General features: G+C 67.0%; 24 protein-coding genes and 1 pseudogene. 12 read left to right on the top strand and 13 right to left on the bottom strand.

Annotated features, from left to right (window positions below; translation table 11 throughout):
- Positions 1–111 precede the first annotated feature (111 nt).
- The 4 genes from Q0A27_RS11170 to Q0A27_RS11155 form a co-directional block, all read right to left on the bottom strand.
- Positions 112–1,122, bottom strand: coding sequence for a glycine betaine ABC transporter substrate-binding protein (locus Q0A27_RS11170; protein ID WP_014008838.1), 1,011 nt, complete (start codon positions 1,120–1,122; stop codon positions 112–114).
- A gap of 9 nt (positions 1,123–1,131) precedes the next feature.
- Positions 1,132–2,007 carry a proline/glycine betaine ABC transporter permease gene (locus Q0A27_RS11165; protein ID WP_291475501.1) on the bottom strand — a complete coding sequence of 292 codons (876 nt, stop codon included), beginning with the start codon at positions 2,005–2,007 and terminating at the stop codon, positions 1,132–1,134.
- Positions 2,007–3,083 (bottom strand): glycine betaine/L-proline ABC transporter ATP-binding protein, encoded by a 1,077-nt coding sequence (locus tag Q0A27_RS11160; RefSeq protein ID WP_291475499.1) that lies wholly within the window; start codon positions 3,081–3,083, stop codon positions 2,007–2,009. The genes Q0A27_RS11165 and Q0A27_RS11160 overlap by 1 nt, the downstream gene beginning before the upstream one ends.
- 131 nt (positions 3,084–3,214) lie before the next feature.
- Entirely contained in the window at positions 3,215–4,345 is a 1,131-nt protein-coding gene (locus tag Q0A27_RS11155; RefSeq protein ID WP_291475498.1) for a glycosyltransferase family 4 protein, read from the bottom strand.
- A 167-nt stretch (positions 4,346–4,512) separates the two neighbouring features.
- Here Q0A27_RS11155 and Q0A27_RS11150 point away from each other — a divergent pair, with 167 nt between their 5' ends.
- Positions 4,513–5,367: a hypothetical protein gene (locus Q0A27_RS11150; protein ID WP_291475496.1), complete on the top strand. Its 855-nt coding sequence runs from the start codon at positions 4,513–4,515 to the stop codon at positions 5,365–5,367.
- Between the two features lie 125 nt (positions 5,368–5,492).
- Positions 5,493–6,725, top strand: a complete 1,233-nt coding sequence (locus tag Q0A27_RS11145; protein WP_291475494.1) for an aromatic acid/H+ symport family MFS transporter — start codon at positions 5,493–5,495, stop codon at positions 6,723–6,725.
- Here Q0A27_RS11145 and Q0A27_RS11140 read toward each other — a convergent pair whose 3' ends face one another.
- Complete coding sequence (locus Q0A27_RS11140) at positions 6,726–7,358, bottom strand: DUF4395 domain-containing protein (RefSeq protein WP_255307709.1); 633 nt, start codon at positions 7,356–7,358, stop codon at positions 6,726–6,728.
- A 105-nt stretch (positions 7,359–7,463) separates the two neighbouring features.
- Between Q0A27_RS11140 and Q0A27_RS11135 the strand changes: the two genes are divergently transcribed.
- The 4 genes from Q0A27_RS11135 (at position 7,464) to Q0A27_RS11120 (ending at position 12,768) form a co-directional block, all read left to right on the top strand.
- A complete protein-coding gene (locus tag Q0A27_RS11135) occupies positions 7,464–8,276 on the top strand; it encodes a bifunctional 2-polyprenyl-6-hydroxyphenol methylase/3-demethylubiquinol 3-O-methyltransferase UbiG (protein ID WP_291475489.1) in 813 nt (270 codons plus the stop codon).
- 162 nt (positions 8,277–8,438) lie between these two features.
- Positions 8,439–9,674 carry an acetyl-CoA C-acetyltransferase gene (locus tag Q0A27_RS11130; RefSeq protein WP_291475488.1) on the top strand — a complete coding sequence of 412 codons (1,236 nt, stop codon included), beginning with the start codon at positions 8,439–8,441 and terminating at the stop codon, positions 9,672–9,674.
- Positions 9,675–9,703: 29 nt separating this feature from the next.
- Positions 9,704–11,995: a 3-hydroxyacyl-CoA dehydrogenase NAD-binding domain-containing protein gene (locus Q0A27_RS11125; protein WP_291475486.1), complete on the top strand. Its 2,292-nt coding sequence runs from the start codon at positions 9,704–9,706 to the stop codon at positions 11,993–11,995.
- Between the two features lie 122 nt (positions 11,996–12,117).
- Positions 12,118–12,768: a DedA family protein gene (locus Q0A27_RS11120; protein ID WP_291475484.1), complete on the top strand. Its 651-nt coding sequence runs from the start codon at positions 12,118–12,120 to the stop codon at positions 12,766–12,768.
- Here Q0A27_RS11120 and Q0A27_RS11115 read toward each other — a convergent pair.
- Together Q0A27_RS11115 and Q0A27_RS11110 are read right to left on the bottom strand one after the other, a co-directional pair.
- Complete coding sequence (locus Q0A27_RS11115) at positions 12,735–13,439, bottom strand: response regulator transcription factor (RefSeq protein ID WP_291475482.1); 705 nt, start codon at positions 13,437–13,439, stop codon at positions 12,735–12,737. The two genes, Q0A27_RS11120 and Q0A27_RS11115, sit on opposite strands and share 34 nt — an antisense overlap.
- Before the next feature lie 22 nt (positions 13,440–13,461).
- Entirely contained in the window at positions 13,462–14,748 is a 1,287-nt protein-coding gene (locus Q0A27_RS11110) for a histidine kinase (protein WP_291475479.1), read from the bottom strand.
- A gap of 376 nt (positions 14,749–15,124) precedes the next feature.
- Here Q0A27_RS11110 and Q0A27_RS11105 point away from each other — a divergent pair, with 376 nt between their 5' ends.
- The 3 genes from Q0A27_RS11105 to Q0A27_RS11095 are packed head-to-tail and all read left to right on the top strand — an operon-like array spanning position 15,125 to position 18,568.
- The gene (locus Q0A27_RS11105; RefSeq protein ID WP_291475477.1) at positions 15,125–15,787 is read left to right on the top strand and encodes a DUF4956 domain-containing protein; all 663 of its coding nucleotides are present in this window, start codon (positions 15,125–15,127) and stop codon (positions 15,785–15,787) included.
- Positions 15,784–16,605: a polyphosphate polymerase domain-containing protein gene (locus tag Q0A27_RS11100; protein WP_291475476.1), complete on the top strand. Its 822-nt coding sequence runs from the start codon at positions 15,784–15,786 to the stop codon at positions 16,603–16,605. Before Q0A27_RS11105 ends, Q0A27_RS11100 begins: the two co-directional genes overlap by 4 nt.
- Entirely contained in the window at positions 16,598–18,568 is a 1,971-nt protein-coding gene (locus Q0A27_RS11095; protein ID WP_291475474.1) for a carbohydrate-binding domain-containing protein, read from the top strand. Before Q0A27_RS11100 ends, Q0A27_RS11095 begins: the two co-directional genes overlap by 8 nt.
- 197 nt (positions 18,569–18,765) lie before the next feature.
- Here the strand turns inward: Q0A27_RS11095 and Q0A27_RS11090 are convergent, their stop codons facing one another.
- From Q0A27_RS11090 to Q0A27_RS11075, 4 genes and pseudogenes are all read right to left on the bottom strand, one after another.
- Positions 18,766–19,575, bottom strand: a complete 810-nt coding sequence (locus Q0A27_RS11090; RefSeq protein ID WP_291475472.1) for an NAD(P)-binding domain-containing protein — start codon at positions 19,573–19,575, stop codon at positions 18,766–18,768.
- Positions 19,560–20,243 (bottom strand): TetR/AcrR family transcriptional regulator, encoded by a 684-nt coding sequence (locus Q0A27_RS11085; RefSeq protein ID WP_291475469.1) that lies wholly within the window; start codon positions 20,241–20,243, stop codon positions 19,560–19,562. The genes Q0A27_RS11090 and Q0A27_RS11085 overlap by 16 nt, the downstream gene beginning before the upstream one ends.
- A 91-nt stretch (positions 20,244–20,334) precedes the next feature.
- Complete coding sequence (locus Q0A27_RS11080) at positions 20,335–21,528, bottom strand: oxygenase MpaB family protein (RefSeq protein ID WP_291475467.1); 1,194 nt, start codon at positions 21,526–21,528, stop codon at positions 20,335–20,337.
- Between the two features lie 136 nt (positions 21,529–21,664).
- A pseudogene (locus Q0A27_RS11075) lies at positions 21,665–21,880 on the bottom strand (peroxidase); the annotation flags it as partial.
- Here Q0A27_RS11075 and Q0A27_RS11070 point away from each other — a divergent pair.
- Positions 21,855–22,049, top strand: coding sequence for a hypothetical protein (locus Q0A27_RS11070; RefSeq protein WP_291475516.1), 195 nt, complete (start codon positions 21,855–21,857; stop codon positions 22,047–22,049). The pseudogene Q0A27_RS11075 and the gene Q0A27_RS11070 sit on opposite strands and share 26 nt — an antisense overlap.
- A 194-nt stretch (positions 22,050–22,243) precedes the next feature.
- Here the strand turns inward: Q0A27_RS11070 and Q0A27_RS11065 are convergent, their stop codons facing one another.
- Positions 22,244–23,266: a YihY/virulence factor BrkB family protein gene (locus Q0A27_RS11065; protein WP_291475514.1), complete on the bottom strand. Its 1,023-nt coding sequence runs from the start codon at positions 23,264–23,266 to the stop codon at positions 22,244–22,246.
- A 40-nt stretch (positions 23,267–23,306) separates the two neighbouring features.
- On the bottom strand, positions 23,307–24,038 hold the full coding sequence (budA, locus tag Q0A27_RS11060; protein WP_291475465.1) for an acetolactate decarboxylase: 732 nt from the start codon (positions 24,036–24,038) through the stop codon (positions 23,307–23,309).
- A gap of 254 nt (positions 24,039–24,292) precedes the next feature.
- Between budA and Q0A27_RS11055 the strand changes: the two genes are divergently transcribed.
- A complete protein-coding gene (locus Q0A27_RS11055; protein WP_291475463.1) occupies positions 24,293–24,712 on the top strand; it encodes a cupin domain-containing protein in 420 nt (139 codons plus the stop codon).
- Between the two features lie 24 nt (positions 24,713–24,736).
- Positions 24,737–25,594 carry an aldo/keto reductase gene (locus Q0A27_RS11050; RefSeq protein WP_291475461.1) on the top strand — a complete coding sequence of 286 codons (858 nt, stop codon included), beginning with the start codon at positions 24,737–24,739 and terminating at the stop codon, positions 25,592–25,594.
- The last annotated feature ends 19 nt before the right edge of the window (positions 25,595–25,613 follow it).

The following is a 25,613-nucleotide window of genomic DNA, read 5'->3' as shown; positions in this document are numbered from 1 at the left end:
CTTCCGGCCGGCGTCCGGCCGTACACATTCGTGACGGATCCCGCGCCTCCGTTGTCCTGGAGGTCAGGATCCGTCACGATCGTGTACCGGGATACCGGGGTGCGGCGGAGACTACTTTCCGCCCAGTGCGCCGGCCTTCCATTCCTCGATGAACTCCGGGTTGTCCTTAGCCCACTCGGCTGCGGCCTTGTCGAGGTTCTCGCCGCCGTAGTTGTCGTCGGAGAACATGACATTCTCCAGGGACGCCAGGTGCTCGTCGTCGAGGACCAGGTTCTGCAGCAACTGCGCGACATAGGGATTGTCGTCGCCGAAGCCGGTGCGAGAGAAGTTGTAGATGTTCTCCGCACCACCCATCGCACCCTCCGGATCCTCCAGGTCACGGACCGGGAAGGCGTCGTAGGCCCAGTGCGGACGCCACAGGGTCACCAGGATGTCATCACCGGCGTTGGTCGCCTTCTTCAGCTCGGCGAGCATCGCGGGGGTCGAGGAGGTGACGAAGTCCCAGTCGTCCAGACCGTAGACCGGGATGGCTTTCTCCGTCTGGGCGGTCAGGCCGGCACTGGGCTCGATGCCGACGATCCTCTTGCCGTAATCGCTGCCCATGTCCTTGAGATCGGCGATGGACTGTGCCGGAGAGTCCTCATTGACCGCGAGCGTGAGCACCGCGTTGTCGTACCAGCAGCCCAGCGGTTCGATCGAGTCCTGGTACTGCTCCAGGTACTCCTCGTGGGTGACAGGCAGCCAGGTGTCCATGACGACGTCGATGTCGCCGCGGGAGACACCGGTGTAACCGGGGCCGGCATCCAGGGCCTCGATGTCGACGGAGTAGCCCTCGTCCTCAAGCACATACTTGAGCAGGTGGGATGCGGCGAAGGACTCGTCCCAGCCGTTGAAGGCGGCAAGGGTTATCTTCTTGTCGTCGTCGACGTCCATGCCGTTGACGTCCGACGAGTTCTCACCCGGGGTGCAGTCGGCGAACCGTGCGGCGTAGGGCTCATTGCCGTTGTCACTTTCGACCTCGTCATTGGAGTTCTTCGCTCCGCAGGCGCCCAGGGAGAGGGTGAGTGCGCCGATCGCGAGGGCGGACGCGACGGTGCGGGTCTTCTGTGTGATGGTGCGCATGATGTCCTCCTACGCGTCCTGGGCCTGCTGTGCGCGGGCCTTGGCCAGCGGGGTCTTGTTGCCGAGTCCGGCGGTGACACGGTCGAGGAAGACCGCGAGGATCACCACGGCGACACCGGCATTGACACCCAGCGGGACGTTGATGCTGCTGATCGCGCTGGTGATGTCTGCGCCGAGGCCCGGGGCACCGGCCATACCGGCCAGGACCACCATGGACAGCGCCAGCATGATGACCTGATTGATACCGGCCATGATGGTCGGCAGGGCCAGGGGCAGCTGGATGCGGAACAGGATGTGGGTGCCCGTCGCACCGAAGGCGCGACCGGCCTCCACGGTCTCCTTGTCGACCTGGCGGATTCCCAGCTCGGTGAAGCGGACGCCGGGAGGCATACAGAAGATCAGGGTGGCGATCATGCCCGGGGTGACGCCGATGCCGAAGATCACGATGATCGGCACCAGGTACGCCAGGGCGGGCATGGCCTGCATGAAGTCGAGGACCGGCTTGACGATCTTCGAGACGGTCTCCGACTTCGCGGCCCAGATACCCAGCGGAACAGCCAGCACTACCGCGAAGAGCACGGCGACGAGCACCTGGGAGAGAGTCTCCATGGCCTGCGGCCACTCATCAACCGCGCGGACCAGGTAGAAGCCCAGCGCGGTGAAGACGGCGGCCTTCCAGGAGACGGCAGCCCAGGCGATGAGCGCGAAAACGATGATCATGACGTAGTAGACCGGCGTGTCCAGCACCCAGTGGAAGGCGTCGTGCAGTCCGTCGAGGACAGTACCGATGAAGTCCAGCAGCCAGCCGAAGACGTCGGTGAACCAGTCGATGAAGTCGGAGATCCAGTCTCCGAGCGGGACATCAGGATTGGCGAAGGTACCCATCAGTTCTCATCCTCCTCGGTGGCGGCGTCTGCAGCGTCGTCGTACTCGTAGTCCGGCGTCGCCATGGCGGAGACGATGTCCCCGGCCTCGACGGTGCCGACCACGGAACCGTTCTCGGCGACGGCGATGGGGCCGTCGGTGGAGGCGGAGTGCTCGAAGAGGTCCGAGACCGTGTCGGACGCCTGGACCACCGGGAAGCGCCCGGAGTCCGGGTCGGACTCGAACTCCGCCTTGTCGATCGGCGTCATGATCTCTGCGGCGGTGAGGACGCGGGACCGGTCGACGTCGGCGATGAAGTCGGCGACATAGGCGTCGGCCGGGTTGGTGAGGATCTCGTTGGCGGTGCCGATCTGGGCGACGCGGCCGTCGCGCATGATCGCGATGCGGTCACCGAGCTTCATGGCCTCGTTGAGGTCGTGACTGATGAAGATGATCGTCTTCTTCAGGTCCTGCTGCAGCTCGATGAGCTGGTCCTGCATCTCGGTACGGATCAGCGGGTCGAGGGCGGAGAAGGCCTCGTCCATGAGCAGGATGTCGGTCTCCGCCGCGAGCGCACGGGCCAGCCCCACGCGCTGCTGCATACCACCGGAGAGCTGACCGGGGAGCTGGTCGCCCCAGCCCTCGAGTCCGACCTTGGCGAGCCATTCATCGGCCTTGGCCAGACGCTCCGCCTTCGGAGTCCCCTGGATCTCCAGGGCATAGGCGGCGTTCTCGCGGACGCTGCGGTGAGGCAGCAGCGCAAAGTGCTGGAACACCATGGAGACGTGCTTGGCACGCAGGTCGCGCAGCGATTTCCCGTCGAGTTCGGCGATGTTCTTCCCCATCACCTCGACAGATCCGGCGGTGGCTTTCCAGAGTCCGTTGATCATACGGATCAGGGTCGATTTACCGGACCCCGACAGTCCCATGACAACGAAAATCTCTCCTTCCTCCACCTCGAAATTCACGTCGATCACGGCGGCGGTCCCCAGGTCCGTCAGCTCGCTCCGATCGGCCCCCGCCTCCAACTTCCGGATCACTTCACCAGGCTTTTTCCCGAACACCTTGTAGAGGTGCTCGGCTCGCACTGCAGTCATCGGTCATCTCCTCCAGCTGTAGCAGTTACGGCTCTCGTCAGAAGAACACCCGACCACTGTACCGAATCAGAGAATTACCCTCAGGTCCATCACCGGTTATTCATCCGGAAATCACCGCGAAAACTACACGACTACCTGCGCGGACGATGAATTCTCTTCAACAGTGATTTCCACGATTCTCCGGTGAGGTCCCAGGAGAAGTTCCGTGACCGTTCACGGGCGGCGTCCCCGAGCTCGCGGCGCCGTTCCGGGTCATCCAGCAGTCCCGCCAGCGCCGTGATGAGACCTCCCTCCGAATCCACCAGAAGGCCGGTCTGACCGTCGACGACGCTGTCACGCAGACCGTCCGAGGAGGAATAGCCGATCGTCGGCACACCGTGCAGTCCGGCCTCGATGACGGCCAACCCCCACCCCTCCTTCGCACTCGGCATGAGGTGCACCGCGGCGCCGGCGAGCAGCCGGTGCTTGACCTCCTCGGAGACATGACCGTGGAAGACCACCCGGTCGGTCACTCCCAGGTCCGCGGCGCACTGCCGCAGGTTCTCCGACCACCACCCGTCACCGATGATGTCGAGCACGGTGCCGGGATGATCCGGCAGGACCACGGCCAACGCGTGCAGGGCATGTTCGATCTGCTTGTACGGGGTGAGGCGGGACAGGGTGACCAGATGGACGCCGCCCGAGGGAACGGCGTCCCCGGCGTCCTGCGGAAGCTCCGGCGGGGCGTCCACCCCGTTGCGGATGATGGTGATACGTTCCCGGCCCACACCCAGGCCCACCAGGTCGTCCGCGCTCGGCGCGGAGACGGTGACGTACGGGGTATGCCGGTGGATCCGCGGGGAGAGCCGGGACTCGGCGAACCAGCCGATCCGGGACAGGACAGGGCCTGCGACCGGCCACTGGTCACGGTGACAGTGGTGGGTCAGCAGCACCACGTCCGGCCGCCCGGCGCGTCCCTGCCCGAACACGCGCGCGAAGAAGGGGACGCCGTTCTGGGTGTCGACGATGACGTCGAACCGCTGGCACAGCATGGCCAGCCACGCCCGCGGGTAGACGGTGAGTGGACCACCGCCACGGACGTAGGTCACCCCGTTCCGGTGCTCCACCGGGGCGGAACCAGGGTAGCGCGCGGTACGGAAGGTGACGTCGTGACGTCCTCCCGCCGGGGACGCCAGATACTCCGCGACGCGCTCGAGGTAGACCTCGCTGCCGCCGCCCTCGGGATGCCGGGAATCGCGCCAGCAGAGCAGTAGGACTTTCATGATGGCAACAACCGTAACACTCACACTCTGGGGGTGACTTCCCCTGCTAGCGTCGCACTTATGCGCCCCGCACCGCCCACGATCTGACGTGGACGGCCGACTGCTTCGCCGGCGATCTCCTGTTCGCGAACATCCGGCCGGACAACGGGTCCCGGGTCGCCGGGGTGATGGCGAAGAGCCAGGTGAGTGTGCAGGTCGTGCCGGGGCTGTCCTCCTATCTGACGCGGACCGGTATCGGTACCTCGGTGTCGGTCGGCGACGTGATCGCGGTGCAGGTGCAGTCCGTCGGGGAGCTCCGTGGCGCGCTGAAGATCGTGGTCGCACCGGGCTGCGAGGGCAGCGACGGCGCCGTGGTGGATGACGCTCCCCCACTGCGCACCGGTGGACCGCCCCGGGTGGCGGTGAACGGCGCTGTCGCTGATGAGCCCTCCCTCACCAGGGAAGACGTCACGGTCGGTGTCCCTGCGGGATCCGTGGCGGAGCTGGAGGGGCTGCGCCGGGCCGGCGTCCACGTCCCGACCACACTTCCCGGTGCGGGGCAGTCCAAGGGGCCCCGGCGCCGGGTGCGCACCGAGGTGGAGGTCGTACACACTGAGCGACCGTTCATCGGCAACGAGTTCACCGACCTCTCGGAGCAGCTGGACCTCGAGATCCGGGTCGAGTGGGCGAGGCGGGTCGACGCCGCGGCGAAAGCCACCCACCCGCTGCGCTTCCGGTTCAGTGTGGGGTTCCTCGGGTCCGTGCGTCGGGTGATCGACGACAGCGAAGCCCTGCGGTGGAAACTGCCCCCGGTGATGATGTGGATCGCCAGCGGCTACGGGGAGCGCACCACCCGCCCCCACCAGTTCCGGATCTCCGATGCAGGTGGGGCGCCCTACCTGGTCCGCGACGACCGGGCGACGGCCTACCGGGTCGACCTGGAGACGAACACGGCCGCAGCCCGGCGGCTGCACTACTGGCGCGTGCCGGACGGGACGGAGGAGTTCCAGCGGGTGTGCGTCCACGATGCGCCGGGGTTCTGACGCCGGGCCACCACCGTACCCACGCAGCAGGGTTTTCCTCCCCACCTCGGGAGAGGCTAGGCTAACCACGCTCATTTTCCCGGGTGCCGGCACCAGCATCGGCGCCGCAGTGTGAAAGAAGAACCGTGAACACACCCCCTACCACCGGTGCCCTCAACGCGTCCTCCCCCTCCCGCCTACCCGTCGGGATCATGGCGATCTGCGGTGGCGCCATCGCCTTCGACGGCTACGACATCGTCGTCTACGGCACCACCCTGTCCAGACTCCGCGACGAATGGGGCCTGACCTCCGGCCAGGCCGGCAACATCGGCTCCGCAGCCCTGGTCGGCATGTTCCTCGGCGCACTGGTCGTCGGGACCTTCGCCTCCCGGTGGGGGCGCAAGCGCACCTTCCTCGCCTGCGTCACCTGGTTCAGTGTGCTGATGGTCCTCTGCGCCGCCGCGCCCGGGCCGGAGTTCTTCGCGGTCGTCCGCTTTCTCGCCGGTATCGGCCTGGGTGGCGTCATGCCCCTGGCCGCGGCGTTCACCACCGAGTTCGCCCCACGTGACCGCGCCGCCGTCGCCTACGTCATCATGCAGTCCGGCTATCCGGTCGGCGGCGTCGCGGCGTCCCTGCTGGCGAAGTGGATCATCCCCGAGTTCTCCTGGCACTGGATGTACCTCATCGCCGCTCTGCCGCTGATCACTGTCCTTCCGGCGGCGTGGCGGTGGCTACCGGAATCCGCCGAGGAACAGTCGGTGGCGGCGTCCCGCGAGGAGCGTCGGGACGCCGCACGGGCCGGCCTGAGGGCCATCTTCGCCCCCGGGATTCGGACCACCACGGTGATGTTCTGGGTGATGAGCTTCTGTTCCCTGCTGTTCGTCTACGGGGCGAACACCTGGCTGCCCACACTCATGCAGGACGACGGACGTGGCTTCTCCAGTTCGCTGAACTTCCTGCTGTGCTTCAACCTCGGAGCGATCGTCGGCGGCATCGCCGCAGGATGGGCGGCAGACCGGTGGGGGTCGAAGATCGTGGTGACGGCGTCCTTCCTCGTCGGGGCGCTGGCGGTCCTCGCCTTCTCCGGGGCGGACGGCACCGCACTGCTGCTCGTTCTGGCGGCGGTCGCCGGCTACGGGGCGGTGGCCACACAGACGCTGATCAACGGCTGGGTGACGAGGTCCTACCCGGCGCAGGCACGGACCACAGGTGTGGGCTGGTCACTGGGCATCGGACGGATCGGCGGCATCGTCGGACCGTCGGTCACCGGGTGGATCGTGTCCGCGACCTCCGGTGGAACTGCTGCGTTCCTGCTCTTCGCCGCGGTCGGCGTGGTCGGCGCTCTGGTGGCCGGTGCGGTGCGTCACGCCGCACGGTAGTCACCGCACCGCGCAGTCCGCCCGGATATCCGCACTGATCATGCCACGGTGCTGCAGCCAGGCGAAGATCCGGCAGCCCAGGCAGAACCCGGCGAAACCCTCCAGGGACGCGGCCACCACCAGCAGTGCGAGCACCACATCGGCGGCGACCACCGCGATATCTCCCCCGACGAGGCGCAGCACCAGCGCCACCCCGGAGAACACCACCCCGATCCCCTGCGCGAACCGCTTCGGCGGCCCGGCGGTCATCAGCGGTTCCCCGAACACCGCACCGGCCAGCCACCGCACCGAGAGCTGGCCGAAAGGGTCGAACCGTGGCCCGGCGAGCACCCGGAGCACGAAACCGATGAAGAGCAGGGCATTGAGGACCAGTGCCGCGGTGCCGAACCCGAGCAGAGACACCACGACAGTCACCACCGTCAGTACCACGACCAGCATCGCCGTCGTCCGCGCCGCACGGTCGTTGACCACCGGAGGAAACCACCACAGCGTCCCCGCACCACGGGGCGGACGCGCGTCCTGCTCAGTCAGCGAGGGGATGACCGGGGCGTTGAGGTTGCTGAGGTTGTACTGCTGGCTCATGATCCGCGGAGCGTACTCCCCCGCCGCCGTACTGGCCAGGGTTCCGGTCACACTGTGCCATGATCGACGCATGCCCGCGTCATCACCCGCGTCACCTGCAACCGCCGAATTTGCGTCACCTTTTCCGCCGTTCGCTGCCACGGATCGGCGGAAAAGGTGACGCAAACGTCGGCCACCACGACCCTCCCTACCTTGCGCCGCCGCGCGACACTGCGCCGGTCCCTCGGTCTGCTCGCCGACTTCCGCTTCGAGCAGTCCGACCCCGACCGGTTCTACGGGCACCTCGCCGCAGACACGGTCAGCATCCTCTCCGACATCTGGGCGGACGCCGGCCCCACCACATCCGCGGGGAGAGCCTCCCTGGCAGGCACCCGGATCCTCGACGTCGGCGGCGGACCCGGCTACTTCGGGCAGGCCTTCGCCGCGGCCGGGGTCGACAACTACGTGACCTGCGAACCCGATGTCGGCGAGATGGCGGCGGCGGGGATCAGGCTGGCGTCCTCGGTGCGGGGGTCGGGCATGGACCTGCCCTTCGCGGACGAGGCCTTCGACCTCACCTACTCCTCCAACGTCGCCGAGCACGTGTCCGACCCGTGGCGGATGGCGGACGAGATGCTGCGCGTCACCAGGCCCGGCGGACTGATGGTCTACTCCTACACCTGCTGGCTGGGGCCTTTCGGCGGCCACGAGACCGGCCTGTGGCAGCACTATGTCGGCGGCGGGTTCGCGGCGCGCCGGTACGAGAAGACGCACGGTCACCCACCGAAGAACCGGTGGGGAGAGTCCCTGTTCAATGTCTCCTGCGCCGACGGCCTGCAGTACGCGCAGACCCTGCAGGACAGGGGGGACGCCGAGCTCGTGGCGTCCTTCCCCCGGTACCACCCGTCGTGGGCCTGGTGGATGACCAAGGTGCCCGGGCTGCGCGAAGTGGGGGTCTCGAACCTCGTGCTGGTCCTGCGGAAGCGGTGAGCAGCCAACATAGGTTCACAGGACAAAACCGCAGGCAGAGGGCATAAAAGAAACCACCCCCGATTCGCCGGGGATTGCCCACCGGAGACCGATATGCGGTTATAGTGATCGGCGACACAGGTTGCGCTACGGCGGCAACACAGCACAGATGTGAGGACCACTATGACTGACGCATCCGCTTCGGGAATCCCCGAGGCCTTCATCTACGAGGCGATCCGTACCCCGCGTGGCAAGGGCAAGCCGGGCGGCTCGCTGCACACCGTCAAGCCCGTCGACCTCCTCTCCGGCCTCGTCACCGAGGTCCTGGAGCGGAACCCGGAGCTCGACCCGGGCGCCATCGAGGACATCCTCACCGGCGTCGTCACCCCGCTGGGTGACCAGGGCATGGACATCGCCCGCACCGCCGCACTCAACGCCGGCCTGCCCTACTCCGTCACCGGCGTGCAGCTCAACCGCTACTGCGCATCCGGCCTGACCTCCGTGAACTACGGCGCAATGAAGATCCGCTCCGGCTTCGACGACCTCGTCCTCGCCGGTGGTGTGGAGTCCATGTCGCGCGTCCCGATGGGTTCCGACGGCGGTGCCCTCGCCATGGACCCGGAGACCTCCTTCTACAACGACTTCATCCCGCAGGGTGTCTCCGCCGACCTCATCGCCACCCTCGACGGTGTCTCCCGTGACGAGCTGGACGCCTACGCCTCCCGCTCCCACGAGCGCGCCGCCAAGGCCTGGGAGGAGGGACGCTTCGCCAACTCCGTCGTGCCCGTCAAGGACAACAACGGCCTGACCGTCCTCGACCGCGACGAGACCATCCGCCCCGGCACCACCCCGGAGAAGCTCGCCGGCCTGCGCCCGGCCTTCGCCATGGTCGGCGACCAGGGTGGCTTCGACGCCGTCGCGCTGAACAAGTACCCGCAGGTCGAGGCGATCAACCACGTCCACCACGGCGGTAACTCCTCCGGCATCGTCGACGGCGCGTCCCTGCTGCTCATCGGTAATGAGGCCGCCGGCCAGAAGAACGGTCTGACCCCGCGCGCCCGCGTCGTCACCGCCGCGACCACCGGTGTCGAGCCGACGATCATGCTCACGGCCCCGGCCCCGGCCGCCCGTGCCGCCCTGGCCAAGGCCGGTCTGACGGCTGAGGACATCGACGTCTGGGAGATCAACGAGGCGTTCTCCTCCGTCGTCCTGCGTGCCCAGCGCGAGCTGAACATCCCGGACGAGAAGCTGAACATCAACGGTGGTGCGATCGCCATGGGTCACCCACTGGGTGCCACCGGCGCCATGATCACCGGCACCGCCGTCGACGAGCTGCACCGCTCCGGCGGACGCTATGCCCTGATCACCCTCTGTGTCGCCGCCGGCATGGGCGTCGCCACCATCATCGAGCGCGTCTAAGCGCCCCACCACCTCAACAAGGAGCAACAATGAGCGAGAACATCATCGGTTGGGACGCAGACGCCAACGGTGTGGTCACCCTGACCATCGACGACCCGTCCGCCCCCGTCAACGTCATGAACGACGCCTTCCGCGACTCCCTCGCCGAGACCGTGAAGAAGCTGCAGGCCGCGGTCGAGGCCAAGGAGATCACCGGTGTCGTCATCACCTCCGCGAAGAAGACCTTCTTCGCCGGCGGCGACATCAAGTCCATGATCACCGCCGGCCCCGCCGAGGCTGAGGCCACCCGTGACATGTGCGACGGTATGAAGGCCGATTTCCGCGCCCTGGAGACCCTCGGCGTCCCGGTCGTCGCCGCGATCAACGGTGCCGCCCTCGGCGGTGGCCTCGAGGTCGCCCTGGCCACCCACCACCGCATCGCCTCCGACGCCAAGGGCCTGAAGGTCGGCCTCCCCGAGGTCACCCTGGGGCTGCTGCCCGGTGGCGGCGGCGTCACCCGCGTCACCCGCCTGCTCGGCCTGGCCACAGCCCTGACCAAGGTCCTGACCACCGGCAAGCAGTTCAACGCCGAGGCTGCCAAGGAGATCGGCCTCATCGACGAGGTCGTCCCCGCCGACCAGCTGGTCGACGCCGCCAAGGCCTGGATCGCCGAGAACCCGGACGCTACCCAGCCGTGGGACCGCAAGGGCTTCAAGATCCCCGGCGGCACCCCGTCCACCCCGGCGCTCGCCGCGATGCTCCCCAGCTTCCCGGCCAACGTCACCAAGCAGGTCAAGGGCGCCCCGATGCCCGCCCCGAAGGCGATCCTCGCCGCCGCCGTCGAGGGTGCGCAGCTCAAGCGTATCGAGGACGCCACGGCCGTCGAGACCCGCTACTTCGTCGAGCTGGTCACCGGCCCGACCTCGACGAACATGATGCAGGCCTTCTTCTTCGACCTGAACCACTGCAACGGCGGCGGCTCCCGCCCGCTGCAGGCTGACGGCACCCCGTTCCCGAAGACCACCTTCAGGAAGATCGGCGTCATCGGCGCCGGCATGATGGGCGCGGGCATCGCCTACGTCGCCGCGAAGTCCGGTATCGAGGTCGTCCTCAAGGACATCTCCGAGGAGAACGCCGCCAAGGGCAAGGCCTACTCCGAGGGCCTGGAGGCCAAGGCGCTCAAGCGCGGCCGCACCACCGAGGAGAAGTCCGCCGAGCTGCTGGGCCGCATCAAGCCCTCCGCCGACTACGCCGACCTGGCCGACGTCGACCTGGTCGTCGAGGCCGTCTTCGAGAACACCGAGCTCAAGCACAAGGTCTTCGCCGAGATCGAGGCCGCCGTGCCGGGCACCGCCGTCCTGGGTTCCAACACCTCCACCCTGCCGATCACCGGTCTGGCCGAGGGCGTGGACCGCAAGGGCGACTTCATCGGTCTGCACTTCTTCTCCCCGGTCGACAAGATGCCGCTCATCGAGATCATCTCCGGCGCCGAGACCTCCCCGGAGACCCTGGCCAAGGGCCTCGACTTCGCCCGCCAGATCCGCAAGACCCCGATCGTCGTCAACGATTCCCGCGGTTTCTACACCTCCCGCGTCATCGGCACCGTCCTCAACGAGGCGATGCGCATGCTCGTCGAGGGCGTCGACCCGGCCGTCATCGAATCCGCCGGCCGCCAGGCCGGTTACCCCGCCCCGCAGCTCCAGCTGCAGGACGAGCTGAACCTCAAGCTGGCCCGCAAGATCGGTGCCGAGAACAAGGCCGCCGCAGATGCTGCGGGTGTCACCGTCGACGACGGTGGCGTCAACGCCCTGGTGGACGCCATGCTCGACCACTTCGAGCGCCCCGGCAAGCTCGAGGGCAAGGGCTTCTACGAGTACGACGAGAACGGCAAGCGTGCCGGCCTCTGGTCCGGTCTGCGTGGTGAGCTCGCCGAGAAGCTCGGTATCACCCCGGTCACCGTCCCCGACGGCGAGGCCGCGACCGACGGCCACGGCCTGGACTCCACCGTCTCCGCCGGTGAGGCCGGCCCGAGCCTCAACGACCTCGTCGAGCGCATGCTCTTCATCGAGGCCATCGAGACCCAGAAGTGTGTCGACGAGGGCGTGCTGACCTCGGATGCGGATGCCAACATCGGTTCCATCCTCGGTATCGGTTACCCGGCATGGACCGGTGGTACCCGCCAGTTCATCACCAACTACGCCCGCCCGGCCGCAGCGACGCTGCCGGAGGACGCCCCGGCCGACTACCCGACCACCGGTGTGGCCGGATTCGTCGCCCGCGCCGAGGAGCTCGCCGCCACGTACGGCGAGCGATTCACCCCGGTCGCGTCGCTGAAGGGTTAGTGACCCGCCCGGTACACCCGCCCCTCCGGATTCACAGTCAATCCACAGAGCACCCCAGGTAAACGTGTTTTACCATGGGGTGTTCTGTCGTTCCTGACCAGATCTCCCCCGAAAGGCCCCACGTGATCTCCTCCGTCCTCGACTGGCTCGTCTCACTCATGGAGACCATCGGCGCCCCCGGTGTAGGCCTGGCGATCCTCATCGAGACGGTCTTCCCCCCGATCCCCAGCGAGGTGGTCCTGCCACTGTCCGGATTCGCCTCGACCGAGGGGCACATGAGCGCACTGGCAGCATTCATCTGGGCTACCGCAGGCTCCCTGATCGGTGCCTGGATCTTGTACTGGTTGGGGGCGGCGATCGGGGCCGACCGCCTCCGGGCGATCGCCGACCGGATCTGGCTGGTCGACGGCCGCGACGTGGACAAGGCACTGCGCTGGTTCGACCGCTTCGGGGACGCCACGATCCTCATCGGCCGGGTGGTCCCCGGCGTCCGCAGTCTCATCTCCATCCCCGCCGGCATCGACCGGATGAACCTCGTGAAGTTCTCGCTGCTGACGCTGATCGGCTCATCGGTGTGGAATGCGGTGCTCATCTGGGCAGGCGTCCTGCTCGGGGCGAACTACCACCGCGTGGCGGACACCATCGACAGTTTCTCCACGGTCATCTACGTCCTGTGCGCGATCGCCGCGGTGATCTGCGTGGTGTACCTGGTGCGCCGTGACCGTCGACGCAAGGCTGATCAGGCGCCCGGGACAAGCAACCCGCTCTCGTAGGCGAGGATCACCAGCTGCGCCCGGTCATGGGCGCCGATCTTCGACATGATCCGGTTGACGTGCGTTTTCGCCGTATGCGGGGAGATGAAGAACTTCTCGGCGATCTCCTGGTTCGACAGTCCCTGACCGACCAGCAGCAGGACCTCCTGCTCGCGCTCGGTCAGCCGCTCCAGTTCCTGCGCCGCCTCCTCGGAGACGGCACCGGCACCACCGGAGGACGCCCCGCCCTGCCCTGTGGCGTCCGGCACGTCGATGTACCGGGCGATCAGGCTGCGGGTCGCCGCCGGGGAGAAGAGCGAGTCCCCGGCATGGACCGCCTGCACCGCACGGACGATGTCCTCGGGCTCGGCGCCCTTGCCGATAAACCCGCCGGCCCCGGCGCGCAGGGCGGAGACCACGTACTCGTCCTCCTCGAAGGTGGTGAGGATGAGGACGCGGGTCGACGCATTCGCCGGGTCGGCACAGATCTGCTCGGTCGCGCCGAGGCCGTCGAGGACCGGCATCCGGATGTCCATGAGCACCACGTCCGGGTGCAGGGACGCGACCAGGTCCACCGCGTCCTCCCCGTCACCGGCGGTGGCGACGACCTCGATGTCGGGGTGGGTGGAGATGATGTCGGCGACGGCCTGGCGGATCAGCGCCTGGTCGTCGACCACGAGTACGGAGATCACGGGGTGTCCTTTCGGCTGGGGGTCATCTGAGGGGCAGTTCGGCGTCCAACCGGAAGACGCTGTCGTCGGTGCCGGTGCGGACTGTACCGCCGGCGGCGGCGACCCGCTCACGCAGGCCGGTCAGTCCCAGCCCGCCGTGGGGCGCGTCCGGCTGGTTCCGGTCCGTGTCCGAGACCGGGTTCGAGACGGCCACGGTCACAGACCCGGGGAGGACGTCGATCTTCAACGTCACGGTGTGACCGGACCCGTGCTTGCCGGCGTTGGTCAGGCCCTCCTGCACCACACGGTAGAGCACCCGGCCGGTGAGTTCGTCGACCCGGTCCAGGTCGGTCGCGGGGTCGTAGGTGACGGACATGCCGGAGTCCCGGACGGTACGGACCAGGGCATCGATCTCACCGGTGCCCGGCTGCGGCATCGAGGCGGCGGTCTCGCCGTCCTCGGTCCGCAGGTAGCGCAGCAGGACGCCGATCTCACTGAGCACCTCGCGGGACGCGGTACGGATCGTCCCCAGTGACTCACGGGCCTTGTCCGGGTTGATCTCCACCGCCGCGGACGCCACCCCGGCGTTCAGGCTGATCACCGAGATACGGTGGGCGACCGTGTCGTGGAGATCCTGGGCGATACGCAACCGCTCCTCGGCGACCTGCCGGCGTGCCTCGGCCTCACGGGTCTGTTCGGCCCGTTCAGCACGTTCGGTCATTGCCGCGGTGTACTCCCGCCGCGACCGGGTGCTGTCCCCCAGGGCCGCGGCGATGGCGATCCCGGCGGCAACCTGGAAGACCTGCGGGTCCAGCGTGAGTTCCCCGGAGTAGATGAGACTGAGCAGCGCGACCACCCCGGTGCCGATGATGCCGACCACCAGCGTGATCGTCCGGGTGTGACGGGTGGCCACCGACCAGGCGGCCACGATCACGGCGATCCCGGCACCGATCACGGGAAGCTCAAGGACGACGGTGGAGGTGTAGATCACGAGGGTCGTGGCGAACACCGGCACGGGCCACCGGCGTCGCAGCAGTATGACCGCGGCGGCGAGGACTGCGGCGACCGGGACGATGAACCAGAAGCGGTCGGGGTCCTCGATACCGGTCAAGCCGCTGAAGCCGCCCCGGTCGCCCGGCATGTCCGGGGCCGGCGGCCCGCCCTGTGGTCCGGGGTCGCCTGAGGGCCTGGGGCCGAGCAGTGCGGTGGACACCAGGATCAGTGCCACGACGGCGAGGTCGATCACCGGGGCGGGGATCCGGCGCTGAGGGGTCATGACGCCATTATTGCGGACGCCGCCGGACCAGGGACGGCGCATCCCGTCGGTCATCGTTCTTCTCCTTAACAAATACCGTGAAATATAAATACTGATCCTTCATCGGATGAGTGCCCGATGCATCCCCCGTCCGCGTACACCCCGTACCGCAGCAGGTGTATCCGTCCGATACTGCGTTCGCGGTACGGATTCAGACTCCCGGTCAACCCACAGAATTCCGACATAAAGCCATGTCATGTCCTGTGTACAACGACGGCCACAGGGAACCGGCAGGAAAACCCGGCACTGCCCGCAGGATGTGCGCACAGCTACCGAAGACTCATATTCCGGCTCACAGGATTCGCCCAAGTGGGGGACACATTCTTATTTCCGTCATCGGCACTCACCCGCCCGGGTCCGCCCCCGGAACACCACAGAAAAGGAACCGGTCATGTCTTCCTCCACCATCATGGTCCTCGTGGATCTGCTCGCCATCTCGATCCTCGTCTTCGGCATCTACTACCCGCGCCACCACCGCTCCGATCTGGTGGTCGCCTTCCTCGGCGTCAACGTCGGCGTCCTCGCCGTCAGCCAGGTCCTCGGCTCCACCACCGTCGGCGCCGGTCTCGGGCTCGGGCTGTTCGGCGTCCTGTCGATCATCCGCCTGAGGTCCTCCGAGATCTCCCAGCGCGAGGTCGCCTACTACTTCGCCGCGCTGGCCCTGGGCCTCATCTCCGGCATGTCCTCCGAGGTCACCCCGCTCAACATCAGCCTGATGGCCGTCCTGCTCGCCGTCCTCGCCGTCGCCGACTCCCGCCTGCTGTCCAACGGCGTGCGCACCATGGAGATCCGCCTCGATGCCGCGGTCACCGATCCGACCCAGCTGCCCCGGGAGATCAACGCCCGCACCGGTGCCGAGGTCATCGACGCCACCATCCGGTCCATCGACTTCGTCAATGACACCACCCTGGCCACCGCCACGGTCCGTACCAACGGACGCAACCGGTTGTTTCCTTCCCGCTCGACGCTCGATGCGCCGAAGTCCGAGATGATCACCGCATCCACCACCGTCCCGTCCACCGTCCCGTCCACCGTCAGGAGCGCCCAGCGATGAAATCCGTCAGCCTCGAAGAACTCAACGCCGAAGCAGCCATGCTCACCAGGGTCGACCGCAAGTACGTCCTAAGGTCCGCCGCACTCACCGACGTCCTCACCCGGCTGGAGCAGGAGGCCCCGGAGACCCGCGTCCTCACCATCGACGGCCGCACCGCCCACAGCTACCAGTCCGTCTACTTCGACACCCCGGACCTCGCCAGCTTCATGATGGCGGCCCGGCCCCGCCGCCGGAAGTTCAAGCTGCGGACCCGGACCTACCTCGACACCGGAGCATCCTTCCTGGAGTTCAAGGTCGAGGGAGCCCGCGGCGTCACCGTGAAGTCCCGCTACGAGCTCACCGGCGAGGACGCCGCCCTGGCCGCCGATGACCGGCTCTCCCCCGGTGCCGTCGCCTGGGCCGAGGACCTGCTCGGTCAGGCCCGTGAAGCGGGAGTCGACATCCACGCCGCCGACCTCGCACCGGTGATGTGGGGCACCTACGACCGCACCACCTTCCTGCTCCCCGGCGGCGGGGTCGGACGCGCCACCGTCGACACGAACCTCACCTGGCGGGGTGTCGGCACCGATACCCTGGAACGCCCCGACATGGTCATCGTCGAGACGAAGTCCGGCTCCCGCCCCTCGGACATCGACCGGATGCTCTGGCACAGCGGTCACCGTCCGTCGAAGATCTCGAAGTTCGGCACCGGCATGGCGGCCCTCCACCCGGAGCTCCCCCACAACCGCTGGAACCGCGTCCTGCGCGACTACTTCGACCTCGCACCCATCCACTCCACCACCCACATCACCGCAACTCAAGGATCACATCATGCGTAACCACCTTCTCGGCGGCGTGGCCGCCGCCTCCATGGCCGGCGTCCTCGCGCTCGCCGCCTGCTCCTCCTCCTCCGACGACTCCTCCGCCTCTGCGGAGACCACCACCACGGACGACGCCACCACCGACGTCTACGGGGACGCCGACCTGGTCAACGTACCGACCGCCGATGAGGTGCTCGACGCGAACAACGAGGCGTCCTCCGTGGACGACTCCGACTGGGCTGCCGCTTCGACGGACGACGCCGTCGACTACGACGACGGCACCATCACCGAGGCCGGCGTGTACCGGATCAGCGGTGACGTCACCGAGACCGTCACCGTCGAGGCCGCCGACGACGCCCAGGTCGTGCTCATCCTCGACAACGCCACGATCTCCTCCTCCGACGGCCCGGCGATCAACGTGGCCAGCGCCGATGACGTGGTCATCTCGCTGACCGGTGAATCCACCGTCTCCGACACCGACACCTACGCCGAGGACGCGGACGCCAACGCCGCGATCTACGCCGACGCCGACCTCACCATCACCGGCGACGGCACACTGAACGTCGAGGGGAACGGGGCCGACGGCATCACCTCCACCGACGACCTCGTCGTGAAGTCCGGCACGCTGAACGTCACCGCCGCAGACGACGGCCTGCGTGGCAAGGACGCCCTGGTCATCGAGGACGGCACCGTGACCGTGGAGTCCGCCGGCGACGCCCTGAAATCCGACCAGGATGAGGACCCCACCAAGGGCTACGTCAACATCTCCGGCGGCACCGTGAAGCTCACCACCACCGCCGGCGACGGCATCGACGCCGCCACCGACGTCATCATCACCGGTGGCGACCTGGACATCTCCGCCGGCGGCGGTGCTGCTGCCGGCAAGGATGACGAGAACTCGACCAAGGGCATCAAGGGCGGCGTGTACGTCATCGTCGACGGGGGCACGATCAACGTCGACTCCGGTGACGATGCCGTCCACGCCAAGGGCGGCATCCGGATGAGCTCCGGTGACATCGCCCTGGCCACCGGCGATGACGGCGTCCACGCCGAGGTCGCTGTGATCCTCGACGGTGCCGATATCACGGTCACCGAGTCCGAGGAAGGCATCGAAGGTGGTCTCATCACCCTCTCTGACGGTCTGGTCGACGTCACCTCCAGCGACGACGGAGTCAACGCCTCCGGCTCGACCACCACCGAGGACGGTATCGCAGCCATCGCGGGGTCTGATTCGGAGGAAACCGACGACAGCACCCACGCCGCCGCGGAAGGCAGCACCGACGGCAGCATGGAGATCCCCGACCAGGGCGAGATGCCCACCATGCCCGAGGGCCTGACCGACGGTGAGATGCCGACCATGCCCGACGGCGGCGAGATGGGCGGCGGCATGGGTGGCGAGGAGTCCACCGGTGAGCAGCTCAACATCACCGGCGGCACCCTCATCATCAACGCCGAGGGCGATGGCCTGGACTCCAACGGCGACGCCACCGTCACCGGCGGCGCCGTCATCATCTACGGTCCGACCGACGACGGCAACGGCGCCCTCGACGTGGCCGGCGAGTTCACCGTCACCGGTGGCGAGATCACCGCGATCGGTTCCTCCGGAATGGCTGAGACTCCCGACAACACCGACGGTCAGGGCTGGCTCTCCGCGAACATCGACGGGTCCGCCGGTGACACGATCACCGTCAAGGACTCCACCGGTGCGGAGATCGCCTCCTTCACCAGCGAGAAGGACTTCGCCAACGTGGTCTTCGCCTCCGATGGCATCACCATCGGCGAGACCTACACCGTCACCGTCGGAGACACGGAGACCGAGGTCACCGCGGGTGAGGCCACCGAGTCCACCATGGGCGGCGGCATGGGTGGCGGCATGGGTGGCGGCATGGGTGGCGGCATGGGTGGCGGCATGGGCGGCGGCATGGGCGGCGGCATGGGCAGCACCACTGACGAGGACAACAGCGCCACCACCACCGAGTAGGCACTCACTCCCAGCAGGCGTTCCAGCGGGGACGCCTGCGGCAGGTCGTAGTGGCCCCGGTCAGGACGACTCCCCGTCGTGCGCTCAACCAGTCCATCGGTCCAGGCTATCCACCCGACCGGGCGTCGCACCGTCGCAGAGCGTCAAAACCCGGCGTCAGGATGTTTGACGCTGAAGACATCCCCACCCGGCAGACATCACTCTCCCCGGACGCGCTCGTGCAGCGAGTCGAGTTCACGGATGAGGGAGGTGGACGTGGCGGCATCGAAGAACCGGGTCCGCAGCTGCCAGTTCAGGCCACCCTCGGTCTCGAAGTTGTCGATGAGTCCGGCGATCGGGGTGGTGGCGTCGCGCAGACCGGGTTCCAGCCCGGCGACGGTGCTCCGGATGAACATCTCGGTGGCACCCGGTTCCAGACCGTTGTCCGCGGCCCACTGGCACAGTTCCGCGATGTACTGCAGCATGCCGGTCTGCGCTCCGGTCAGCACGGTCACCGCGGCCATCTGTTCCTCGTCGGCGACGGCGAGATAGCCGCCGAGGAGATCGAAGAGCTGCACCGCACGGGCCTCGGCCGGGATCACCGGCGTCACCCCCGCCCGGCGCGCCACCGGAGGCAGCGGCACGGAGCGGACGATCGCAGGACCCCCCTCATCCGAGCCGCCGACGGCGGCCCGCAGGGTGGCGAGATCGACGCCGGCCAGGGTACTGATGACCAGCTGGTCCGGGCGGAAAACCACCCCGTCCAGGGCATCGGCGAGCTGGTCGGGGCGCACGGAGACGATGACGACGTCCGCGGAGACCGCGACTCCGGCATTGGACACCGCGACCGTCACCGCGTCGAACCTGGTGGCCAGGGCCGTGGCCCGGGTAGCGCTGCGCGGCGAGAGGATGACGTGAGCGGGGGCGCCGGCGTCCTCGCTGAGCAGGCCGGTGACCATGGCCTCGGCGATCTCACCGACACCGATGACACCGATCACGCCTGTCACGCCTGTCACGCCTTCGGCCATTTGTCCGCCTCCTGCATGATCATATGAATGACACTCGACGCGTGGATCTGCAGCAGTTCCTCGATGTCCGGCGCGTCGTCCGACCGGTCGAGTTCGTTGGAGATGATCAGCCCCTCGGCACCGGCAATGAGGTAGGTGATGATCGCGGTGCGGCGTTGCGGCGGGACGTGGGAGAAGTGGGTCTCACCGATCTTCTCGAACCGGGCGGTGAGGTTCTCCCGCATCTGCAGGTACATCCGGCGCGGACGCGGATCATCGGTGCGCTTCTGGAGCGCCAGCGGCAGGCCGATGTGGAGGAACTGGGGGTGCTCCTGCAGCGCACCGATGAGCTGCTCGGCGATGGCGAACAGCTCCAGGAGGATATTGCCGTCGGCGTCGATGTCCCAGGACTGGTTCCAGGCGTCGAAGCTGTCCTCGATGACCGTGGCCATCAGGTCGTCCTTGTCCTTGAAGTGCCAGTAGATGGAGCTGGCGGGCAGACCGCACCGCCGGGAGATCTCGGCGATGGAGGTACCGTCGTAGCCGCGTTCTGCCCCGATCTCTGCGGCTGCGTCGAGGATCTTCTGCCTGGACCGTTCACCGTCGGCCCGGCGTCCCCGGACCTTCTTTTTCGTGGTGGTGACCTTAAGGGGGTTGCGAGCGACGGTGTCTTCTGCTGCTCCTGTCATAGGCCCCATCCTATCTGGTTCGGGTATGAAAAGACCCGGGTGATGTGCACCACCCGGGTGTAGAACCGACGGACCGGCGGAAAAGACCGGACTAACCGACCTGGCGGAGATCCTCCTCGGACTCCTTCACCGCCTCGAGCGTCGCCTCGGTGGCCTCGGCGTCATCCGCGTTGGCGAACTCCAGAATCTGGTCGGTGTGGTTGTGCCCGTAGGACCTCTGACCGACCCCACCCTGACGCTTCTTCAGCAGCTCTTCGCGCTGCTCCAGCGGGGTCATCGGGTTGCCGAACATCCGGCGGGCCACCTCAGGGGTGTAGACGCGGGGTGTCTTTGCCGGTGTCTTGAGCAGCAGTGGCTCCATGTAGCGCACCGCACGAGGGCAGATGCGCTTGAGCAGCCAGAGGAAGAGCTTCGGGTTGGCGTCCAGCAACTTGTAGATCGGCTTCCATACGGCGATGGACAGGGAGTCCATGAGCCGCGACTGCTTCACGCCGAGCATCGGACGCATCCAGCGAGGGTAAGTGGCGATGATGCTCCTGCGCAGCACGGGACGCCCCAGTTTGATGAGCCACTTCGGCAGGTCCGGCTCGATGGTCTCGAAGCCGTCGAGGATGTGATCTGTGTTGCGGATCGCCGCCTCGGAGGCGGACAGCTTCTCGCGCCAGTCATCGAAGAACTTCTGCACCTGACCACGGGTCTTCGGCAGATCCTCCTGGCGGATCGGCTGGAACGCCGCGGAGATCGCCATCTGCTCCCAGTACTCGTTCTCCTCGTCGCGGGAGAGCTTTCCCGGGCCGAACTTCTCGTAGATGTAGAGCATCGAGTGCCAGGCGGTGACGTGGATCCACATCTGCGAGTCAGGGTTGTTCGCCTCGAAGTTGTTGCCGGTCACCGGGTTCACGCCGTAGGAGCGGTCGTGGACCTTCATGAGAATGTCGGACATCCGGGTCATCGTCTGGGCATCCGCGGTGAGGACGGCGGCGAAGTACTCCATCGTCCGGTCGTAGCGGACCGGGGTGCGCTTGTAGACCTGGCCGGATGCGTCGACGGCGGCGACGAGGTCGGGATCGAGGTGCTCGAGGGTCACGGCGCGGGCGAAGGCCTGGAGAGCGAAGCCGGGGAAGCGCCAGACCTTCCAGGTGACGGAGTCCGGGCCGAAGAAGCCCTCGTCCTCGCGGACCAGCGTGTCATCCTTGCTTCCGCGGCGGAAGGACTTCTTCGGGGTGGGCCCTGCAGCGTCGGGGATGGTGGTGGCGTCGTCGGCGCCACTGAAGGGGCATGACATGGTGTCCTCCAGAGTCGGTGTGGATATGTAGTGATCGTTACAGAAAAGGATAGGTCATATCCGTTTCCAATGAAAGAAGATTCTCCGATAAATCGTGATTCGAATCACTCTTCGCAGGTCACCCCGGTTGAAAGATTCAGGGACGTCCCACCCGGTCAGCCCCCAGACCGTTGAGGAAGGCCGCTGAGGGCACGAAATACAGCGATCCGGTGACCGCCGTGAAGAAGTCGAGGATGCGGTCGTGGTTGCCCTCCGGGACACCGATGAACATGTTGCGCAGCATCTGCTCCGTCACCGCCGGATCCTTGGCGTAGCCGATGAAGTAGGTGCCGAACTCGGCGTCCCCCACCGACATCCGGTGGTACGGATACTCCGGCGGTGCCGAGATGATCAGTTACGGCACCATCCCCACCTCCCGACTGCTCATCACCGGCGGGGCACTCATGCTCGGCGGTGGCGGGGCACCCGAGGCACTCGATAACCACTCCCGGACGCCACGAAGCGGCAGCATCTACTGCTGACCTGGGCGGTCGGCGAACCCGACGACGGCACCACCAGCGAGGACAACTTCGACGCCCTCACCGCGGCACGGGAGGGTACGAACTGGTACCGGCGTGAGGGCTTCGGGAACGTCGCGCTCGACATCGTCAGCGGGTGTGACCGCTGCAATGTCCCGCAAGCCGCAGCTGCTGGCGTTCTTCCTCGACGCCCACGGTTAGTCGGCGTCCTCCGTGCCGGCCTCCGCACTCTCACGCATCTCGCGCGCCCGCTCCACGTCCCGGGCCATCTTCGACTCGCGCTTCTCACTTGCCGAGGAATCCCGGACACGCAGTTGCAGGGTCTCCTCGGCCGGAAGGCCGGCCCGCAGTTGCCGCATCCGGACAACCTCACTGTCGATGAGCGCACCGAAGACCAGTGACGCATTGACGAGGAAGAGCCACAGCATGAGCACGACCACGCCGGCCAGTGCACCGTACGTCGCGTTGAAGGACCCCGCCTTCGAGACATAGAGGAAGAAGAGCGCCGTCGCCAGGACCGTCGCGACAATGGCGATCGTCGCACCGACCGTGAACCAACGCATCCAGAACAGGTACCACGGGAAGTGGCGTCCTCCCCAGGTACGACGCATCCGGACATTGGGGGTGATGCGGTAGAGCATCCCCACACCCAGCACGACGACCCCGATGACCAGCACCCAGCGGACGTAGCGCCACACCGTGATCACTGCGGTCTCCAGGTGGATCAGCTCACCGACCGCCTCCGCGACCGGTCCGGCGATCACCGACCCGATGAGCCCGACAGCGGCCAGCAGCAGGAACATGGCGGTGAGCAGGTACATCTGCAGGTTCCACTTGAACATGCCGCGTCCCTCCGAGATCCCGTACACCGCATTCATCGTGCGGCTGAAGGTCTTGATGAAGCCGGACGCCGTCCACAGTGTGGTCACCAGACCGATGACCAGACCCAGTCCGGCCTGTGGCGCGCGCAGGATCGACTCGAGGACCGGACGCACCGTCTCCCAGGTGTCCTCCGGGGTCACCCCCTCGAACTGGTTGAGCAGCCGGACGACCGATTCCTCGCTCTGACCGAACAGAGCCAGGATCGAGACCAGGGCGATGAGCCCTGGGAACAGGGCGAGCAGGGCGCGGAAGGCGAGACTGCCGACGAAGTCCACGAAGTCCTGGTCGACGAATCGACGGACCGCCCGGGCAGGGACGTACCACCATGACGGCGGCAGGTCGGAGCCCGGGCTACGGAGCGAGGGAGTGTTCAGGGTGTCAGTCCTTGACCTCGGTGGCGTGCAGCTGTTCGTCGAGGTCCTCGGGGTCGAGGTTCGCATTCGAGAAGGCCGAGGTCAGTGGCAACCGCAGGTCAAGATCCGTGCCGGGGCACAGTTCGATCTTGCCCTCGGTGAGGGTGAAGTCGAGGACGTGGCCGCCCTGTGTCCGGGCATCGTCGATGAAGTGGACGTGGCAGCCCGGGACCGAGATGTTCTTCTCGTAGATCGGGGTGCGGAAACCGGCGATGACACCGGAGACGTCGGTGAAGTGCTGCTCGGCATCGTCCCCGACAGCCTCGGTCATCGGCGGGTAGGGCTTCTCCTGACGCACCACCGTGCGGGTCGTGACGTCGGAGAAGGTGCCGGTGATACGGACGGCGTACATGTAGTTCGCCGAGGGCGTCATCTCGTCGATGAAGTCTGAGAGGTCGGCCCGCCGGATGTTCTCCGGGGCCCGGCGGCGGATGCGCGGCACGAAGTTCGTGCACACCGAGTACGGGGAATGCTGCCCAAGGTCAGCGCGGGTGGCGGTGCCGTCGTGGCGCAGCTGGTAGCAGACGCCGTCGATGATGACCATCTCCCCGTCGAGGGCGTCGAAGGTGCCGAGGCCGAAGTTGCCCTTGCCGAGCAGCTCACCGACGGTCATCTCGCCGTCGTAGATGCCGTCGAGCAGGGCCGACATGAGGGAGTTCTGAAAGATCGTGTGCCGGGTCACGGGACTGTCGTTCATGGGTCCAGCGTAGCCGGTGACAGCAGTGTTCCCGCGGGTCCGGGCGCGTGATGTGCGCGACTGCCCCACCGTCCACGTCAGAACGTCCACCACTGGTCGAGGCTTCGGAGAGTCCACCGATGATTCCGGAAAACAACCTCTGCGTAGCCTCGGTCAAGTGGTGAACAGCCGGAACCGGCCGAAGAACAGACACGTACCCACAGGGCACCCTTCAGCACCGGTGCGGTGTCCTGACCGGACGTAGCCTGGATGCCATGACCGACAGCATCGATTTCGAACCCCTCTTCCCGCTCGGCGGGAAGAATGACGCCTACGCCGCGAACTTCACCGGCCAGAGCTACCTGGCCCTGCTTACCGACAAGGGAGTACCCGTCGGAAACGTGACCTTCGAACCCGGATGCCGCAACAACTGGCACATCCACCACGCCACCGGCGGCGGCGGGCAGATCCTGCTGTGTACCGACGGCTCGGGGTGGTACCAGGCCGAGGGCGAGGATCCCGTGAGCATGACCCCGGGCAGCATCGTCCAGATCCCCGCCAATGTGAAGCACTGGCACGGGGCAAAGGCAGACTCCTGGTTCACCCACCTCGCCATCGAGGTCCCCGGCGAAAACACCTCCAACGAGTGGCTGGAACCGGTCACAGACAAGTACTACGCGGCACTGCCCGCGTAAACCCACCTGCACAGGAGAACAACCATGACAGCACTCACTGACACCCTCACCCTCACCACCGGCGACGACATCCCCGTCCTCGGCCTCGGCACCTGGTTCATCGACGATGACCAGGCCGCCCGGGCCGTGAAAGAGGCCGTCACCGTCGGCTACCGCAACATCGACACCGCCCAGGCCTACGGCAATGAAGCCGGTGTCGGGCAGGGCGTGCGTGAGAGCGGCGTCCCCCGCGAGGAACTGTTCGTCTCCACGAAGCTCGCCGCCGAGGTGAAGGACTATGAGGGCGCCGTCGCCGCCATCGACGGTTCCCTGTCGACCATGGGTCTGGACTATGTGGATCTCATGCTCATCCATGCCCCGCAGCCCTGGGATGACTTCCGTGGCGGCACCTACGACGAGGGAAATCTCGCCGCCTGGCGGGCACTCGAGGAGGCGTTCCACGCCGGGAAGGTGAAGGCCATCGGCGTCTCCAACTTCCTGGAGCGCGATCTCGACAACATCATCGACAATGCCGAGATCACCCCGCACGTCAACCAGATCCTCGTCCACGCCGGCAACACACCGGCCGGCCTCATCGACTACTGCCGGGACAAGCGCATCGTGGTGGAGGCCTACTCCCCGATCGCCCACGGCGAGATCCTCGACAACCCGCAGGTCAAGAATCTCGCGGCGAAGTACGGAGTCAGCGTGCCACAACTGTGCATCCGCTACACGCTGCAGCTCGGCACCGTCTCCCTGCCCAAGACCGCGAACCCGGGCCATATGCGCTCCAACGCCGAGGTCGACTTCATGATCGAGGACGCCGACATGGACGCCCTGCGCACCCTGGACGCTCGGGACTACGGCGATTCCTCGGCCTTCCCGGTGTACAACGGGAAGTGAACAACCCCACCGTCAGGAA

Source organism: Corynebacterium sp. (genome assembly GCF_022712275.1).
Classification (GTDB): domain Bacteria; phylum Actinomycetota; class Actinomycetes; order Mycobacteriales; family Mycobacteriaceae; genus Corynebacterium.
The sequence above is the reverse complement of the archived record's forward strand: the minus strand, read 5'-3'. Positions and strand labels throughout refer to the sequence as shown.